The organism is Colwellia demingiae, from assembly GCF_007954275.1.
Lineage (GTDB): Bacteria > Pseudomonadota > Gammaproteobacteria > Enterobacterales > Alteromonadaceae > Colwellia > Colwellia demingiae.
The window spans coordinates 551,812-571,083 of record NZ_VOLT01000001.1; the positions used below are offsets into that span (position 1 = coordinate 551,812).

Below are 19,272 nucleotides of genomic sequence, written 5' to 3' on the forward strand. Positions count from 1 at the left end.
ACGCATTATCAGCGCATGAAAAGAAGGGATAGCACATGCCATCCCTTAATAACGTAAGATACTCTACTAGTTCGCTAAACACTGTAAACATTTCAATTAATGATAATATTGATTATTATCATTAATGTTGAAGTAAGCAGATCATCCTCTATCTAGTCGTTTAGCAAAAACTCTGTATCAACTTTTAGCCACTCTAGGGTTAAATCAGCTACGAAACAATAAAACAGACCATGATCATGCTTATTTACTTGTTGGGTAAAATCACTTAGCCAAGTCATTAAATAACTATTAATGAAACTAAGTTGTTGTTCAGACCCACTGGTGACACACAGATGAGCAATGTAGGCCAAGATAACCGCAATATGATCGCCTGGCTCTGGAAAATCACTATGTATTTGTAACTTGTTGTCAGTTAAAAATTCGGTCATTTGCTGATGAAGCTCACCAAACAATTGAGTTTTATTTGTTTTTCTTTTTGAACCTGACTCATTTCTAGCGGCATTGCTTAGTTTATCACTTGGTTCTCCACCTAGCTCGGCGCTAAGGTATTGACCTGCATATGGCGACACACTTGTTCTACCATCTACTAAGAATAAGCCACAAAAATCAGCAGCCAATTCAAGTAATAACTCCTTACTGTTAAGCTTGCCTAATTTAGCATTAATCTCATTTACCGAAGCAGACAAGCTGGGCTCAAGCGCAAGTGAATTTAAAAAACTTTGCCCTTGATCTGATGTTAATTGTGCCACTAAATCACTAGTGACTTCTTTAGCAAAGAGTGAGGAGAGAAAATTATAAACTATTGCTCTCGCCTGACTCTCTTGACTTACTTGACTCATGCGCCGATCTCCAATGGTCCTTGAAATGAGGTTACTGGCGGCAATTTACCGCTAAACTTTTCATAATCTACTAAACAAGTATAGGCTGAACAAGCTTGGGCTAATTTAGATGAGCCAATATCTTGCGTTAAAGTATTAGGATCGCCATAACTACAAATCGCTCCCACTTTTGCGCCACCCGTAATACTACCATCATCGCCAACGGGTCCATACCAAGCGCCTTCATGAATCCGAATAACACCTTTAGGGAAGTTAGCACTTACCACTGCGCCAGCAAGTAATTGGCCTCGGTCGTTGAATACTCTAACTACATCGCCATTTTTAATGCCACGGTGCTTAGCATCTGCTGGATTTAAATAAACCGGCTCTCTGTCTTGTACCGTGTAAGTATCTCGATATTCTTTTGATTCACACATTTGTGAATGCAAACGTTTGTCTGGGTGACAAGACTGCATCCAAATAGGGTGTTTATCTGAGCCAGGCCCACCGTGACTGCGTTCTGATTTTTCCATCCATGTTGGGTGGCCTTTACAATCATCATATTGATAACGCTCTATTTTTCTACTGTGTATTTCAATCATGCCAGAAGGCGTTCCTAACGGATTTATTTCAGGATCTTCTCTAAAAGCAGCATGTCGAGTCCAAGGCTTACCTTCACCAAAGTGTACATATCCATCTTGCCAAAATTGCTCAAATTCAGGCATAACAAACTTACCGTCATTGGCTTTTTTACAATCATTATATAATTTTGTTAGCCAATCAAACTCGTTCATACCGCGGGTATATTCTTTTTCTTTGCCTAACACTTTGGCAAAGCGAGTGAATATTTCATAGTCGGATAAGCTATCAAATAATGGTTCAACCATTTTTTGCATGGCAAGCAAGCCACGATTGGCATAACTACCATAAATATCGATATCGTTTCTTTCCATGGTAGTACAGGCTGGCAGTACAATATCTGAGAAACGACAGGTTGCCGTCCAGTTGATATCGATACTGACCACACATTCCAGTTTATGAAATTCTTTTTTCATACGGTTTCTATCTTGATGATGGTTCCAAGGATTGTTCCCTGAGAAAATCATCATTTTAATATCAGGGTAAGTCACTTTAGCGCCATTGGCATCAATCACTTTGCCCGGCTCTAAAATCGCATCTATCCAACGGGCAACAGGAATAGTACTACTAGCGCCTTTAAAATCAGTGCTGTCAAATATCGGCTTTTGACCTTCATCTACATTGCGAGGAAAGGCACCCGGTGCTGCAGCGCCAGAAGAAGGTACACCAATACCAGAATAATGATGGCCATAACTAATTCCGCCACCAGGTAAACCAATTTGACCTATCATGGTCGCTAATACAGCAGCCATCCAATAAGGTTGTTCACCATGCTGCTGACGCTGAATACACCAACCCATTAATAATTGTGTACGACCAGCGACCATGGTTTTAGCGAGTTCTTTAATTACGTCGGCAGGTACCGCAGTAATTTTTTCTGCCCATTCAACTGTTTTAGCAATGCCATCTTCTTCGCCCGTTAAATACGGCACAAAGCGCTCAAAACCTAAGCTGTAACCTTTTATGAAATCTTTGTCATGTAAGTCGTTGGTGTAAAGCTCATACGCAATAGCGAGCATTAAGGCTACATCTGTTTGTGGATTTACATAGATTTTTTCACAACCTAAGTACTCTTGAGTTTTTGATGCCACGGGATCTATGCTGATCACGCGTATCTCACCTTTTTTTACTTTTTCTTTTAGCTGAGCAAGATATTCAAAACTTTCATGGGTTTCAGCATTCCAACCCACCTGTAAGTTTTTATAAGGGTCGTTTGCCCATAATACGATTGTCTTGGCATTGTCTAAAATTAATGGCCATGATGTGCCTTGAGCATAAACTTCGGTTGAGCCTAAAACATAAGGTAAAATTGTTTGACCTGCACCCGTAGAGTAATCGCCAATCTTTTTAACAAAATTACCGTGCATACCAACAGCTCGTTGCATGTGGCTAGTACAAGAGTGTAACTGTCCGGTGGCACGCCAGCCTGTTTGTCCTGCGTGCAAACCAGAGGGGCCATAATTTGTTTGTATTTCATCAAGTGATTGTTTAAATAAGGTTAATGCTTGATCCCAAGTGACTCGAACAAAACGAAAATCACCGCGTTGGCTGGTATCACTTTTATGACCTTTTAATAAAAAGTCTAAGCGCACCATAGGGTAGCGAATACGTGATGGATTATAAACTAAGCCTTTAATTCCGTTGATCATATCGGTTGGATATTTATCTAAATCAAATGGTTTTACTTGATCAATAACACCATTTTTACGTTTCATTTTAAAGGCACCAAAATGAGAACCTGTTGTTAGCCAATCGTCACGGTTTTTAGCTCCTATTTTTGCTAAAGCGGTCAATGGTGTCAAAACCGAAGCAGTGCTAATTACGGTAAATGATGTCGCTAAAATGCCTTTTAAAAAATTTCTTCTTTTCATGATACTTAGCTCCGATTAATGTTCTTTTTTAACAAAAGTTGATGAATGTTGTTGTAGATATTTTTGTACTAATGCTTGGGTATCTTGGTCCATGTTGACAAAAGCTATCATGCCTTGGAACATGCCTGGCCAAGTATTTGCGTCAAAGTGAGCTTCGTCTGGTTGCGTGTGGCAAACACTACAGCTGCTTCTAAAGGTTGTACGAGCATAATCCCAAAGTGGCTGTTGCTCGGTAATTAGGTATTCAGCATCAGTCCATAATGTTGTTTCTACACGTTGCCATTTCAAACCGGTCATCTCGTCTTCTTTTTCTTCAAAGCCATTGATGACACCTTCAGTTTTTGCCGCTTCTTTTGATAATTGTGCTGTTAGCATATTGATACCAAAGTCATAATAAATAACACGGCCAGCACCAATTTGTTTACGCCAACCACTAATTGAAACTTTAACTCTGTTCTCTTTGCTCTCTAATATTTTAACCTTGGTTGCGACATTTAACGTGCCTGCTTCTACATCACCTTTAGCGCTAAAAAATAGTGGTTTGGTCAATGCACTGAAGTAGTATTGTTCATTGGTGAATTTACTCGGACCAGTACCGACTTCAGCAATTAATTGTGGTGCTCTTGCAGTGCCCATATCGGGTAATATATGTGCGATACCTTTATGGCAATCAACACAGCTCTGATCTTTTTCTGCAGCACGCTTCATTTGTTTTTGCGCCAACTTAGACATGGTGTCCCATTTCATCGAGTCATAGTTGTGACAATTCTTACAAGCCAACGAGTCATCTCTCTCGAAGCGAGCCCATTCACGTGACGCCATTTCTAAACGTTTATCTTCGAATTTTTCACTGGTGTTAACGGTGTTAAAAACCCAACCCCAAACATCACTGGACGCTTCCATTTTTCTCGCAATTTTACGACCCCAACTATGTGGAACATGACAGTCTGGGCAAGTGGCACGTACGCCGGAGTGATTAGACCAATGCACTGTTTTTTGTAATTCTTGATAAGGTTTACTTTCCATACTATGACAACCAATACAGAATTCTTCGGTATTGGTTGCTTCTAATGCAGTATTGAAACCACCCCAAAACATAACCCCCATAATAAAAGCGGTTAAACTGATGGAGCCTAATGTTAGGTATTTGGCTGGCGTATTAAGTGTTTGCCAAAGGTTTTTGAACCATTTCATGTTGATAATCCTTGTTATTCTTGAATATTGATTAGTGGCTTTCCTAATGAGGAATTACGCCGCCAAATGCCTGAATTAACCAAATAATTAGGCCGTAACCACCAATAGCGAATACGCTGAGTACGGGAAATAGCACTACAATAATGAATCCTAATGCCTTAAGTTCTTTACGCTTTTTCTTTTCACCTGTTTCTTTGTTTATTTGTTCCGTGGTCATGTCGAAACTCCTCGTTTAATCAATATCTGGGATGTTTTTTGAATGACTTATCGTTTCATTCAAAGTTTTTTGATGAGCTAATTATAGTTGAAGAATGTGAATGACCATGAAGTAGGAAATGACAGCTTGCGTGAAGTTGTGAAAAGATATGAACAGAAATGTTTATATTCTAGCGACTTGAAGAGACATAAGCTAAACAACTGAAGAGCTTTAAGTACTGATAATTTTTATAACCTTAAAATGATAAAAACAGCAAAACTGTTAAGCTTCACTGCCCTTCTCTCTTTTGTTTATTTATTACTTAAGCTAAGTCACTTAAACTAAGTTACTTAAATTAGCTAACTTAAAACCATTTATTTAAAGAAAATGACTTTAAGTAAATGGTTAAAAAAGGTGACTAAAAGCTTTTGCTAACACTAAAAACAAAGCGTTCATCGAAGATTCTTTGGCCTTGTTCAGAGCCATAAACTTTATGTGAGCTATCTACATCTGAGTCGTGATAACGCACATCAACATTAAGGCCATAAACGTTTTTACTTAAACCTAAGTTCCAATGAGTCCAACCTTCAGCACCTTCTCCTGATAGTTCTTGATAACCAATAGAGCCAGAAAGTTTTATACCATTATCAAACGTTTTACTCGGATGAACAGCGTAGTTAATACCGCTCCAGCCATCAACACCAAACCAATCATTTAGGGTTGGAGTTACTTCAAGCTCTATTTTCACAGGACCAAAGTCTTTAGCAACCGTCATCCAAAGTTCGGTATAGTCCATATCTTCTACGCCTGGATAGGTGTAGTGAAATACAAAAACATTGTAACTAATATCACTGTCACCAAAAGTACCAAATTTACCAATATAGGGCGCTAGTACGGCTCTAATATCAGGGGAGGATTCAAATTTATTGGTTGCGCCAAATACGCCAGCATAAACACCATTTTCATGAGTCCAGGTAAAGCTACCTTTAATGGCTGGAATATCGCCATCAGCAACTTCAGACTCACCACGAAAGACGTAGTCTGTTGCCATTTCAAGTGAGCCACTGAAGGTGCCATTAAATAGTTCTTCTTTACTTTGTTCGCTACTTGCTAAAAAAGGGCAAGATAGTAACATTGTGCCAATTAATACGCGGTTTGCTGTTTTTATTACTTTATTCATAACTTAGAACTCCAAGATTGATATAAATCAGATAAACTATTTTTGATGGCGTTATTGTATCGCTCAGTTATGAACAGCATTGTGTGGTTAAATGAACACAATATGTAAAAATGCATAAATACCAATTCAATTCAGTTTTTCTCACTCAGCGAAAATTATTTGATTTGGTATGACTTATTGATAGTCTGTTACTTGGTGGTGTTGGTTTACTTCTGATAACAGTCGGATAGGAACAAAGCTTGAACGATAAACATATTTTAGTGGTAGAAGATGAAGCGATAACGCGAGCCAAACTGGTGGGTTATTTTCAACATGCCGGCTATCGGGTCAGTGAAGCTGAAAATAAAACGCAAATGATGGTGGTACTGGAAAATCATCACATTGACTTAGTCATGTTAGATATTAATCTGCCTGATGAAGATGGTTTGATGATCACTCGAAACCTGCGTAGTCATTCGAACATTGGCATTGTGCTAGTGACGGGAAGAACAGACTCTATCGATAAAATTATTGGTTTAGAAATGGGCGCTGATGATTATGTCACTAAGCCTTTTGAGCTAAGAGAACTGTTAGTTCGCGTTAAAAATATCTTATGGCGCATATCTTTAACGGAGCAAAAGTCTGTCATAGCTCTGGAAGATGAGGAAGATGATGATTTATTTCATTTTGGTCAATGCAGCTTTGATATTCCAAAACGAAAGTTGCTCAAAAATAATATTCCAATAAAGCTGACCAAAGCTGAATACGATATTTTAGTGGCTTTTGTTGCGAACCCGAGCCGTGTACTCAGCCGCGATCGATTACTTAATTTAATTGAGCACAGAGTTGATGCCCCCAATGATAGAACCATCGATGTGCTTGTTCGACGTTTACGTCATAAAATAGAAGATGACCCGAAAGACCCGCAGATTTTCACTACCATTCATGGTGAAGGCTATTTATTCGCCGCTGATGTTACCTAACTTGGTAATTATTTAATGCAATCAATTACCAAGTTAAAATACTGCTAGCGCTTACTTTACCTCATTAACCTTAACACTATAAGTAGGCTTAAAGTTACTTGGAGATAACGACAATCCAGTATTTAGCTTATGTATAGTTTCTTGATCTATCGTGATTATTTCAGGTGCTTGCAAAACTTTCACCTTCCCTGTTTGTAAGTAATCAACGGCTTGGTTAATGGCCATTTTTCCTTGCAGTACCATTTGATCTGAATTGGCCATTAAAATTTTATGACGCTTAATACCACGATAAACGCCATGACTAAGGTAATGACTTAGGATCTCAGGTTGTTGCCCTTTAGGTAATCCCCCTACTTCATTTATTGCCATTTCAGCCATCACGGCATTGCCCGCTAAATAATCGATATTGTTATATTTTTTTAAAGTGTCTTTTAACAACGAAAACTGAGTTATCTTCTCGTTTAAGCCATGCTCAATGGCTATTATTTCAATAAGACTATTTACGAGTGCAGCTTGTAAACCTTTAGTTGATTGTAAACTGCCTCCTCCCCTTTTAGGCCCAGGGAACCAAGCAAGTTTTGCTGGTGTCGCATTGAAGTGATTTTTATGGTGCTTAACCAGATATTCCCCCAACTGATAGCCCATTTGATACCAGGAAACTCCGGTTCTGCCACTAATATTCTTAGTGGCTATTTCATTTACTAAGGCAAAAACTGGCGTATGCTGGTTAACTTGTGCAAGTTTCTGATTTAATGCCTCAAAATTAACCGAACCGACTAATATTGCACTTGCTTGCCAGTGAATACATTGCTCAATTTGTCTTAACTGTTCATCCTTGTTCTGGTAGCCTCCGGCATCTAGGACTTTTAATTCAATTGATCTTTGTTTTGCTTGTTCAGTCATGCCAAAATTAATGCTGAGCCAATAAGAATCTTTTAGATGAGGGTAGACCGCACATAATTTAATTTTACCTGCCGATACTTTACCTACAGATAGGTCGCTTACTGGTATAGTACTCGTTGCTCGTTTGTTATTTAACTGATCTTGATTAGCTGCAGTTGCAGTTGGTAACAGCAATAAACAATGAATAATAATTAGTAGAAACATTAAAAGTATTTTCACAAAAAACTCTATTTAAAATTAATACACGGGTCGTGTAAAAGAGGATATTACATTGCACTTTCGTCGAAGTATAGGTAACAAACTATTATTTGCCTTTAGCTTTGTTGCGGGTTTACTGCTGTTTGTTAGTATTGTTGCTTGGAACGGCCTCAGCCTTATTGCCAGCACTGGTGATATCATTACTCAACAAACATTACCTACGCTTTCAAGTGCAAGAGAATTAGCAAACCTTAGTTTGCAGATCACCCATAAGACGACATTATTAAAAAATGTCACCGATGAAGATCAGCGCCAAGAAATAAGTCAGACACTAACATTGCTACATTTAGCGGTTGAAGATAAATTTACTGCCCTTACGTTACTCGATCTCAACAAGAAAAGTTTGTCCTCGTTAATTAATTTAAAGAAAGAGATTAATCAAGGCATTGAACAACTTGATGTCTACGCCAAAAATAAAATCACTAATCAACAACAACTTGATCAAGCTTTTAATGTGGTAAAAACTTCGGTTCATGAGATTTCTGTCTTATCTCAATCACAAGTAGCCAACGCGAGTACCTTTGCGCTAGTTCGCTTGTCAGGGCTTTATGATTTAATTGAACAGAAAAGTAAACTGCAACAAGCAAAAAAAGACATTGATTTAATTATTGATGAAGACCTTAACTTACTTGATAAGATGGCTGCGTTGGAGCGTCACGCATTAGAGTTAGAACAAATTGCTAACTTGGTGATTACAACAAAACAATACCAGCAACTTAATGAGCTAGCCCAAAATAAAAATAGACACTTGTTACTGATATCAAACTTAGTGGATTCGATTACTGATCCCTACAGAGTTAACTTGGCCAGTGTCGCACTGAATAAGCTTAATTTATTTGATAACTTACTTGTTAATCAACAAAGAGCCATTGAGTTAAATCAAAAACAAAGCTTGCTACATCAGCATATTTCCAATCAATTGACGCAATTAAACCAAGGGATATTGTCTCTGGTTGAAAAACAGGGTGAGTTAGCTAAAAAAACCAGTCAACAACATCAGAAATTGGTTTCTTGGTCTCAGAACGTATTTTTAATTACGACTTTATTATCACTTATTGTCATTATTTTTGTGATGTGGAAAGTAGTTTATCAAGGTATTGTTTTTAAGTTGCAAAAACATACTGACGCAATAGAAAAATTAGCAGCGGGTGATCTAGAGATCACCGTTGAGTCATCAAATGATGAAGAGTTAAAGAATTTAGCTGAAGCGCTCGATGTTTTTCGCGAACATGCGATTAAAAAGCAACAGCTTGAGTATGAGCAACTACAGACTGAGCAAGAATTACGTTTGCATAAAGAAAACCTTGAGCAATTGATAAGTGTTAGAACGCAAGAGCTAAGGTTTACCAATGAAAAGCTGAACAATGAATCTAAGGCGCATGCCTTAGCAAAGCAGCAAGCTGACGAAGCTAATAGAGCTAAATCAGTTTTTTTAGCGAGCATGAGTCATGAAATACGTACCCCCATGAATGGCATGATCGGCACATTAGAGTTATTAACCGATACTCATCTCACGTTAGAGCAGCAAAAATATGCTCAAACTATTTTATATTCAGGAGAAAGTTTATTAGATATTTTGAATGATATTCTTGATTATTCTAAGATTGAAGCTGGCCATATAGCGCTTTCTTACCGCGCCATTGATTTAGCTAAGTTAGGCGAAGATGTCGTACATTTAATGCGAGCAAGAGCGCAAAATAAATCGTTGCAATTGCACTTTGAAAAAAACGGAAATATTGAAAACTGGCGCGTTGCTGATTTAGGTAAGTTGCGACAAATATTAATAAACTTGATTAATAATGCCATTAAATTTACTCAACGGGGCAGTATTGTTTTATCAATAGATGTTAATGATGAAAGCAATACCGAAGGTTCAGAGGTAATATTTTCAGTGACTGATACCGGCTGCGGTATTGCTAAAGATAAGCAAGATGATGTTTTTCAGGCGTTTACTCAGGTAGATAATCTTCAAAGTGCTGTAGGTACAGGCTTAGGGCTAGCAATATGCCAGCGACTTGTTAGTGCTATGCAAGGTACTTTATCCCTTGAAAGTGAAGAAAATCGTGGGAGTTGTTTTGCTTTTACTATTCCATTAGCTCGAGCTTCAGCAGAAGCCATTAGCGCGCAGCAAGTATTATTTTCGCCATCACAAACGTTATCTCAACGTTATCAAGTACTCATTGTTGAAGATAATGAAATTAACCTTGATGTCGCCTGCGCCTTGGTTGAGAAGTTGGGTCATAAAGTAGCAGCCGCCAAAGATGGTACTAGCGCGCTGAAGTATATGCACAAAAATCGATTTGATTTAGCCTTACTCGACATCAATCTACCTGATATTGATGGTGTGACTTTATCTCAACAACTCAAGATTATTGCTAAAGAAAAACAGACGCCCTTCAAGACTATCGCTGTGTCTGCCCATGTTTTTAATGAAGATATCGCTAAATTTATAAAGTCAGGTTTTGATGGTTTTGTTGCCAAACCAGTGCAAATGAAAAAATTAAAACCAGCCATCGCCAAAGTAATGTTTAATGTTGAAAGTTTAGTTAATCAGGGAACTGAAAATGGAATTGAACAGAGCCTTGAAATAGCTGAAGTAATTGTCGCTGTTCCAGCTAATGAGGACTCCCTAATTGAGAATCAGGGCCTTAGTGAATTTTTATTATTTGATGCAAATATTCCCAATCAAGATATTGAGTATTTAGGTAATGATAAAGTAATACAACTTACTCAGCTATTTTGCCAACAAATAAATACCGAATACAGTGATTTTTCAAGTTTATCGGCCATCGATCAAAAATCAAAGTTACATAAGCTTAAAGGTGCTGCCATCGGTTTAGGCTTGGTTCGATTACATCAGCTTTGTCACAAACTTGAAATCAGCACTGAAGATAATAAACTAGCGGCTTCACAACTACTTGTGATTGACGAATTAACTCAATTATCGAAGGGATCTCTTCAGCAATATGCGCTAAGCCTTAAGAGTGTTTAGTGTCTAAATTATTTGGACAGCAGAGGATCACCTCCCCTGAAGTTAATAACTATAAAGGATAATTAATCGCTGTAATTGGAAGTCACTTTAAGACTAAAAGAGCTTACTGGTATTGTGATTGCTATGCTTAGTAAAATAGCTTCCGATGAAGTTAATAATAAACTAATAGTTATTCACTCCATCACAAAGCGTTTACAAGAATACTTCAACGGCTATCTAACTAAATGTCATTATTCTCACCAAGTGAAAGCATGCCATTAGCTTTCAAGTTTACTAATAACTCACTAATTAACTGATTAACTGATTAACTGATTAACTGATTAACATCAATTAGATAGGTATAATTTAACATTGATACCCTTAAATTAATGACGCTTCCAATTGATGATCTGATAATTCGTATTTAGCTAAAAGATAATTTTTATTATCTTTTTTCAAATAGGTTTTGGTATTTTGAATTGACTCGATAATTATTTCTTTTCCAATAGCTTCTATTTTTAATGGATTGTTGGTTAATAGATGTACACTAGAAACATTCAGCGCTTTAAGCATATTTATTGCGTCATCATAGTTTCTATCATCGTCATTGAATCCTAGTTTTCTATTTGCCTCATAGGTATCAATCCCCTGCTCTTGAAAAAGATAAGCGTCTAGTTTGTTATATAAACCTATACCTCTCCCTTCTTGTCTCAGGTATAAAATTACCCCGCCATTATTTTTCATTATGTTAATCGATTCATCTAATTGTTCACCGCAATCACATCGAGAAGAATGGAAAAGATCGCCAGTCAAACACTCAGAATGAACTCTCACTAAAGGGGATTTCTGTTGTTTGTCTGCGCTATTAAACACTATTGCAATATGTTCTTTATCATCAACAAGACCAGTAAAGCTGATGATTTCTGCCGGAATATCATCTTTTATACTTAATTTTACCCGTGCTCTTATTGCGGATATGTTTTCATTTAACTTCATATTTATAACCTGATTAAATCGATTAAGCTCGCTGCCATATAAAGCAGTAACGAAACTAAAATAAGTTTTATCCCATATTTACTTTTCATTGTCTCACTGAGTTCTAACAATAGAACTAGACATTGGCCAAGTTGATATAACAACAAAAGTAGTAATACAAAACGTTATTGCGGATAAAACTAAATACATTGGATACACTGAAAATGAGGATGAAAAAATTAAATACAAGGTTAAGACGTAAATAATTGCTTTAGGATTAATCAATTCAAGCTTGAGGTCTTTGGCAAAAGCTTGCTTAAATTTTATATATTGTCTGCCAGTAATATCGAATCGTAAGGATAGGATTGTTAGCTAAACAATCTAAGAAAGTGAAAAAAAAAGCACCAGTGGATTAGTGTCGCCAATGAAAGTGTAAGCTATAGCATTGACCTTAAAGAAAGATGTTACTTTTGGACAGTCGCATGGAGTGACTTGAAACGGTTAATCGTTTCAAGTCATATTGCCTAACTTATGTTGAGTTTCTTTATATCCGCTAATGAGTCATTAAAATTAAATCAGCACTAGGGTTTTACTCGAGCGTCCCAAATATCATTTTCATCGGCATCAATAGTTTGTACCCGAGGTAGAACGCTCTGTTTGCCATTTCGATGTATATAATTTATTGCAAGCTTTAGACTGTTATTAAAAAGGACTAAAAATATAAACGTAAAACGGTTTCGGCCACACAGGCTAAACGCTTACTGTTTTCAACTTCAATACTTACCTCATTAACAACTTCGATACTGCGCTTCATAGGAACTAAGTTAACTAATTTAATGCTAGCTCTAACACGAGTACCCGCTTTAACCGGATAAGGAAAGCGCACTTGATTCAAACCAAAATTAATAACCATCTTTGCTTCTGGATAAGGGTTACTATCTAAATCTACTGAATTAGTTAACTTGGGAATTAATGACAAGGTTAAAAACCCATGTGCTATTGTCGCTTTAAAGGGTGACTCTTTCGCTGCACGAATAGGATCTGTATGAATCCATTGTTTATCACCTGTGACTTCTGCAAATTGATCAATACACTCTTGCTCTACTTCATGCCAATCACCTACAAACGTTACTGTATCGATTTTTTCAAGCAGGCTTTTGTAGGTTTTTTCTGCTTGTGGTACTTGTATCAATACCTCCTCGGGTTTACTTTCTTCCGCATCAACAGGGCTAAATTGAGAGAACCAAGGGTTATTTAGCGTATTTCTAAAAGGCATTGTGATTTTATTATTAAATAGATCTGACAAGTTTTTAAACTTAGGTTCTAATTTGGCAATAAATTGATCATTTTGGTGTTGCAAATTTTTTCTTTTTTCTCTAATAAACGCTATAACTTTCATATAGTAGCCTTATCAATATCTTGATACCTAAATTTATTTTCTGTGAGTGTTTAAAGTAACTATACCACTACAACATCAATAAATTATTAAAGTGAATCCATTCTGTATAGATCAACTCGGCTTTGGAGTATTTCAATAGTACAAGTGGCAATAATAGTTAGGCTTAAGCTGAGTTAAGCCTAACTTAAAAGGGTTATTCTTCTACGCGAACACCCCAAACATCATGCTCATCAGCATGAATAATTTGTACCCATATTTGGTCGCCTGGTTTTGCATCATAATCATCCGACAAATAAACTTTACCGTCAACTTCTGGTGCATCCATATATGAACGCCCTACCGCACCAAGGCTGTTAACTTCATCAATTAAGATTAAATATTCTTGGCCAATACGTGCTTGTAGTTTATCTGCACTGATTTTGGCTTGTACTTCCATAAAGCGCTGAAGTCTGTCTTCCATCACTTCATCTGAAACATGATCAGGTAAATCATTCGCCGTAGCACCTTCAACTGGCGAGTATTTAAAACAGCCTACGCGGTCAAGTTGAGCTTCTTCTAAAAAGTCTAATAACTCTTCAAACTCTTCTTCAGTTTCACCTGGGAAACCAACAATAAAGGTTGAACGAATCACTAACTCAGGACAAATTTCTCGCCATTTAGCAATGCGTTCTAATACACGATCTGAACTACCAGGACGTTTCATTAGTTTTAATATGCGTTTGTTCGCATGCTGAAAAGGAATATCTAAATATGGCAGTATTTTACCTTCCGCCATTAATGGAATGATTTTATCCACATGTGGATAGGGGTACACATAGTGAAGACGTATCCAAACGCCCTGCTTCGCTAATTCTTCACATAATTGCTGCATGTGAGTTTTAACCGGCATTCCATCCCAAAAATCAGTCTTATGTTTAACATCAACACCATAAGCAGAAGTGTCTTGTGATATCACTAATAACTCTTTCACACCCGAATCAACTAAGCGTTTTGCTTCACCTAATACATCACCCACTGGTCGAGAGTCTAAATCGCCACGCATTGATGGAATAATACAGAACGTACAACGGTGGTTACAGCCTTCTGATATTTTTAAGTAAGCGTAATGCTTAGGCGTTAATTTAACCCCTTGTGGAGGCACTAAATCAATAAACGGATTATGTTCAGGTTTCGCAACATGTTCATGTACTTGAGCTAACACCTCATTGTATGCATGAGGTCCAGTAACACCTAAAACGTTAGGGTGGAGTTCAATGATTTCATCTTTCTTAACACCTAAACACCCAGTAACTAACACCTTACCATTTGCGGCTAACGCTTCACCGATGGTATCTAAAGATTCTTGTACTGCGCTATCAATAAAGCCACAGGTATTTACAATCACTAATTCCGCATCATCGTAGCTATTGGTTACATCATAACCTTCAGTACGAAGTTGCGTAAGTATACGCTCTGAGTCCACTAAGTTTTTTGGACAACCGAGACTTACGAAGCCTACCTTTGCAGCGCGATTTGAGTCTTTATTAGCCATAACAACAGCTTGATGCTGCTCTTCAATCATTTTAGATGGAATATCTAACGTGGTTGTTTGGCTTTCAGCAGAGTTACTGCTTTTCTTAGGTGTTTGCGGGTCGAATTGTTCTACGGTCATGTGTTTTCTCAACTAACTCTATATTGTGAAACTGGTGCTTTATCTAATAAGGAGCAGCGTCATAAATGGTGATTTAACTGCCTTTATTGCAAACTCAGAATGTTTGATAGGACAGTTGTTTAATGCGCGGGATTATACAGGAAATAAGCTTATAGTGGTAATGGGCATTAATGATAATTAATGGACTAACGGTTTTGCTTTGTTTCCTCTTGTTGCCTCTTGTTGTCTCTTGACGACTTTAACCATGCGAAAATCAACCGTTCAGCACTTCACAAGAATAATGTAATTTCTGCCTTAGAAGATAAATAAAACACAATATGTATAAATATGGGTAGTACTTCCCTAGGAGGTAACATGATTTTAACTGATGTTTACCAGCAACTTAATGAAAATAACTGATGCCACTCTAAGCAGCAATTTAGTCAAATATTATTAGGGCGTAGCAAGTGCTATCTAAGCGCACTGATTAAGCTCGAACAAGAGCTAAATACTCTCCGATCTTAGAAAAGAGGTTAACGATTAGATAATGGGTCGGTTTTAAGTCTGTCGAGGCTTATTAATTGATGGTGTCATCAATGTACTCAAAAAACTTTATCAATTCTTTTCTACTTGGCTCAAGCAAATCATTGGCACCATCAATTATTGGAGTCGCGGTATTGACCACACCGACCTTAATCGCCTCTATTGCCTCAGTAGTAATTGCTACTGAGTCATTTTTAGCTCTTTTGAGGCAAGCTTCGTTATCAAATGATTCGTTAGTTGAGAATAATATATTTTCATCATCAATAAGTTCTTTTTGCTCTTCGCAGTACTGACTCACTTCTAGATAAGTTAATGTTCCAACCACAGCTACAGTACCCAGTGTTGCTGCTGATACTGCTGTTGCACTAACCTTCTTTCCTGCTCTTTTATAAAACTTCTTCGTTGCATTAACTTTCTTAGCTTGATGGCGAGTTTTCATTCTATCTACGATTTGTTTTGAAGTAGTGAGCTTTTGTAAATCACCGAGCGCCACCGCTGAATAGCCAAACAATCCTAAAAAGCTCGCAAGGAAAAATTTAGCAATCAAAACTATAGTGATTATAGTTAAAACAATGCTCTTTAATATCGTTTTTATCATCCGAGCAGAAACCATAACTTTACTATTAGTCATACACCCTCTCATTAATTAACCCTAAACTTATCCAACCTAAATTTTCATTAATCGGCGTTAGTGTAATGAATCCACTCTAGAAATAACACTTAACTGGCATACTAATTGATAACCTTGTTTCATATTACCCTCAGATGCACCTGAATGTTCTGACCGACCATCCAGCTCCATCTGATTTTTAGAAAATATATATTGAGGTACTTCCTTGAAAGACATAATAAATGGAACCCACTTACTTAACGCTTACGCCGGTACTTTCAACCTTTATTATCCCTTAGCTCAATTATTCAATACGTAAGCTGATAAAGCTTTATCACCTTAATACCTGACGACTAAGGGATATCTTCTCCATGCAATTTTTATAGCATCGCTAGGTCCTATTCCTTCAGAAACATAACATGCAACTTTCAATGCTCTTTTTACTGTCTGAACATTTTCACCTCTAATATCTTTACCTTCACAATAACTAACAAAAGCAGTTAATGTTGATGGCTTGCTTGCAAGTTTACTTGAGCTAAAATGGTGAACAGAAACAAACCAATCTTCGATACCTAATCCAGTCCACTTATTTTCCATTGTTTTTAATAACATAAATTTCACTCCTTCTTAGTCTCATCTATACTGTAATCAACTCGTCACGATAAATCGTTCATCTCTCTATGTGTTAAATAATACATCCGTATAAAAACATAAATTGATATTTCACGAACATGTGTACTATTAATTAACTTAATAAACTTTCAATCTGAGCCTTAAAATGGAACCAACTTACTTAACGCTTACGCCGACATTATCAGCCTTTATTGAAGCCGCTAAGATTCATGAATTGAACCCATATAGATATCTTGCGGAATATAACATCGACCCAAAAAAGGCAAGCACGAATGAACGTAACTTGCCGCTTGTTGATTTAATAAAATTACTGAATAGAGCTTGTGATGAGTTAGGGTCATACACTTTCGTTTTAACGTTTGTCGAGCAATACGAGTGGGATAGGTTTGATGCGAAAGTTTTGGCGTTAGTCCAGCAAGACAATTTATATACGCTGACTTTGGTTTTTAATGCGCTACTCAAAGAACAAGGCTCTGGTCCTGAATTGGCACTAGCAAAACAAGGTAGAATAGCCTCATATCACATAAAGTTACCAATACTTAGTAATACTGATAACACCGTCTATAAGTTAGTAATACTCGTTATGTGGAATGCTGTCATGTCAAAAGTTTCAAAGGGTAATTGGCAACCAAAAAAATTCTTAGTTTCGGGTACCAATAACAATAGATCCTGTAAAAACTTTAGTATTTATGACACTCCTGTGAGTTTCGACCAAAATCTCAATGCTATTGAATTCGATTCATCACTACTTTTTAAAAAACTATCAATGAAGGTTGATAAAAATAAAGAAATGGTGAAAACCTATAGCGAAATATTAGGTAACGTGACTACAGATTCACTTACCCAAAGTACTATAAAAATGATTATATATTCAGGTGATGTGTCTATTGAACATGTTGCTTCAATTCTTGGTACTAACCCAAGAATGCTTCAACTCAAACTTAAAAAACTTAATACTAATTTTTCTAAAATACTTGCGAGTACCCGTATTATCCTTGCTAAAGAACAACTCCAATCTACCTCATACAAAATTAATGAAATTGCATGTCATTTAGCATTTAATTCTTCAGAAGCCTTTGTTCGCTTTTTCAAAATACACGAGAGTGTTACGCCGCTTCATTGGCGAAAGTACCATTAGAAAAACACATTGAAATTACTGGTGAAACAAGTAATAAACTACTTAGGCGTATTGGTAGTACTTGGATTAGGTAAGATTTGAATATGAATTAATAGGAAGAGGGTTTGCGCTATGAAGCAACAGTTTAATTAGCTTAGGCATCCTTGAGAGACAATCCCTATCTTTACAACGCGATTTGAATCTGCATTTTATGTAAAAACTTATTGATACTGCGCTTCAATTATTTTAGAGGGAATATCTAACGTGGTTGTTTGGCTTTCAGCAGAGTTACTGCTTTTCTTTGGTGTTTGCGGGTCGAATTGTTCACTGTCATGGTTGTCTCGACTTGCTCTATATTTTATTACGGTAATGTTACTGATGCTTTTACTCGCCTTTTATTAATAAAATAAGCAGCATCATAAATGGCGATTTAACTGCTTTTATTGCACACTCAATAATACTTAGAGTTAGCACTAAAGCAGTTGTTTAATTCGCGGGATTAGACAGTGATGTTTTCTTAGATAGTAATAATCGTACTTGTAAAACCAATATTAATAAATGTAATAAATCAAAAAATTACAATTATCAAAGTGTCCATTTATTTTACACTTATAGAATCATACATATTCAATTCACATACATCACAATGAAAACAAACAATTAAATTTATCTGGCTCAATTAATGCTTAATATAGATATAACAACCAAAAATACAATTCTACTCTATTCTCAGATCTCGGAAATGTATTATAAAGGGCAACATAATGAATTTAAAAATGTTAAAAGCAGTAATTGCTGGTTTGATTTTATCTGTTAGTAGTATTGCTAATGCTGGTCTTATTAATGTTAGTTATTTAGAAATAACTAACGCGAAAGGCGACTGGCTGCAAGTTGGTGAAGTTATCGCAAATGATATGTTTAATAATGATGTGGCGCTTACTGGTTTTGCAACCGCAACGGCACCTCATCAATGGTCAGCAATCAGTGGACCTGAAAAAGCTATAGACGGTATTACCTTAGGTAATTATAATTTAGGGCAAATTTTTCACGAACAATTTAAGGGCTCTACACTTACGGTGACTTTTGATTCATTGCAAGATCTTTCTTCTATACAGATATTTGGCCGTACCGATTGTTGTAGTTCTCGTGATATATACAACGTTAGCTTTTATGGTGAAGACAGTAACCTTATAGCTACCTATACCGATATTGCTCCTGGTGTATCAATTGACGTACCAGAGCCATCTACCCTTGCCATCTTCGCATTAGGTATTATGGGTTTAGCTGGACGAAGATTCAAAAAATAATAAGCTAATTTTTCATACAACTTTCTAACTATTGAAAATTAGTAAAATACAAAGCACCATTCACTG

Annotated in this window: 15 protein-coding genes; 4 read left to right on the forward strand and 11 right to left on the reverse strand. The window is 36.7% G+C overall.

Going from position 1 to position 19,272, the window contains the following annotated elements; all coding sequences use genetic code 11:
- Positions 1 to 152 precede the first annotated feature (152 nt).
- The 5 genes from torD to ESZ36_RS02335 form a co-directional block, all read right to left on the reverse strand.
- A complete protein-coding gene (torD, locus tag ESZ36_RS02315) occupies positions 153 to 839 on the reverse strand; it encodes a molecular chaperone TorD (RefSeq protein ID WP_146782971.1) in 687 nt (228 codons plus the stop codon).
- Positions 836 to 3,328: a trimethylamine-N-oxide reductase TorA gene (gene torA / locus ESZ36_RS02320; protein WP_146782973.1), complete on the reverse strand. Its 2,493-nt coding sequence runs from the start codon at positions 3,326 to 3,328 to the stop codon at positions 836 to 838. The genes torD and torA overlap by 4 nt, the downstream gene beginning before the upstream one ends.
- Before the next feature lie 15 nt (positions 3,329 to 3,343).
- Positions 3,344 to 4,522, reverse strand: a complete 1,179-nt coding sequence (gene torC, locus ESZ36_RS02325) for a pentaheme c-type cytochrome TorC (protein WP_146782976.1) — start codon at positions 4,520 to 4,522, stop codon at positions 3,344 to 3,346.
- A 43-nt stretch (positions 4,523 to 4,565) separates the two neighbouring features.
- Positions 4,566 to 4,739 (reverse strand): trimethylamine N-oxide reductase system protein TorE, encoded by a 174-nt coding sequence (gene torE / locus ESZ36_RS02330; protein ID WP_011042655.1) that lies wholly within the window; start codon positions 4,737 to 4,739, stop codon positions 4,566 to 4,568.
- A gap of 397 nt (positions 4,740 to 5,136) precedes the next feature.
- Positions 5,137 to 5,898 (reverse strand): TorF family putative porin, encoded by a 762-nt coding sequence (locus ESZ36_RS02335; RefSeq protein ID WP_146782979.1) that lies wholly within the window; start codon positions 5,896 to 5,898, stop codon positions 5,137 to 5,139.
- Positions 5,899 to 6,137: 239 nt separating this feature from the next.
- Between ESZ36_RS02335 and torR the strand changes: the two genes are divergently transcribed.
- Entirely contained in the window at positions 6,138 to 6,860 is a 723-nt protein-coding gene (gene torR / locus ESZ36_RS02340; protein WP_146782982.1) for a two-component system response regulator TorR, read from the forward strand.
- A gap of 51 nt (positions 6,861 to 6,911) precedes the next feature.
- On the opposite strand, the gene torT is transcribed toward torR, so the two are convergent.
- Positions 6,912 to 7,982, reverse strand: coding sequence for a TMAO reductase system periplasmic protein TorT (gene torT, locus ESZ36_RS02345; protein WP_246128954.1), 1,071 nt, complete (start codon positions 7,980 to 7,982; stop codon positions 6,912 to 6,914).
- Between the two features lie 52 nt (positions 7,983 to 8,034).
- Here torT and torS point away from each other — a divergent pair, with 52 nt between their 5' ends.
- Complete coding sequence (torS, locus tag ESZ36_RS02350) at positions 8,035 to 11,013, forward strand: TMAO reductase system sensor histidine kinase/response regulator TorS (RefSeq protein WP_146782984.1); 2,979 nt, start codon at positions 8,035 to 8,037, stop codon at positions 11,011 to 11,013.
- 360 nt (positions 11,014 to 11,373) lie between these two features.
- On the opposite strand, the gene ribA is transcribed toward torS, so the two are convergent.
- The 5 genes from ribA to ESZ36_RS02375 all read right to left on the reverse strand — a co-directional run bounded on the left by ribA (position 11,374) and on the right by ESZ36_RS02375 (position 16,761).
- Positions 11,374 to 11,970, reverse strand: a complete 597-nt coding sequence (ribA, locus tag ESZ36_RS02355) for a GTP cyclohydrolase II RibA (protein ID WP_170235765.1) — start codon at positions 11,968 to 11,970, stop codon at positions 11,374 to 11,376.
- Between the two features lie 709 nt (positions 11,971 to 12,679).
- Positions 12,680 to 13,366: a MaoC family dehydratase gene (locus ESZ36_RS02360; RefSeq protein ID WP_146782990.1), complete on the reverse strand. Its 687-nt coding sequence runs from the start codon at positions 13,364 to 13,366 to the stop codon at positions 12,680 to 12,682.
- 193 nt (positions 13,367 to 13,559) lie between these two features.
- The gene (gene rimO, locus ESZ36_RS02365) at positions 13,560 to 14,897 is read right to left on the reverse strand and encodes a 30S ribosomal protein S12 methylthiotransferase RimO (RefSeq protein ID WP_425457370.1); all 1,338 of its coding nucleotides are present in this window, start codon (positions 14,895 to 14,897) and stop codon (positions 13,560 to 13,562) included.
- 676 nt (positions 14,898 to 15,573) lie between these two features.
- On the reverse strand, positions 15,574 to 16,170 hold the full coding sequence (locus tag ESZ36_RS02370; protein WP_146782996.1) for a hypothetical protein: 597 nt from the start codon (positions 16,168 to 16,170) through the stop codon (positions 15,574 to 15,576).
- A gap of 318 nt (positions 16,171 to 16,488) precedes the next feature.
- Entirely contained in the window at positions 16,489 to 16,761 is a 273-nt protein-coding gene (locus tag ESZ36_RS02375; RefSeq protein WP_146782999.1) for a hypothetical protein, read from the reverse strand.
- Positions 16,762 to 16,927: 166 nt separating this feature from the next.
- On the opposite strand from ESZ36_RS02375, the gene ESZ36_RS02380 reads away from it, so the two are divergent.
- Together ESZ36_RS02380 and ESZ36_RS22755 are read left to right on the forward strand one after the other, a co-directional pair.
- Positions 16,928 to 17,920 carry a helix-turn-helix domain-containing protein gene (locus tag ESZ36_RS02380; RefSeq protein ID WP_146783001.1) on the forward strand — a complete coding sequence of 331 codons (993 nt, stop codon included), beginning with the start codon at positions 16,928 to 16,930 and terminating at the stop codon, positions 17,918 to 17,920.
- Positions 17,921 to 18,663: 743 nt separating this feature from the next.
- On the forward strand, positions 18,664 to 19,206 hold the full coding sequence (locus tag ESZ36_RS22755; protein WP_246128955.1) for a PEP-CTERM sorting domain-containing protein: 543 nt from the start codon (positions 18,664 to 18,666) through the stop codon (positions 19,204 to 19,206).
- Positions 19,207 to 19,272 lie beyond the last annotated feature (66 nt).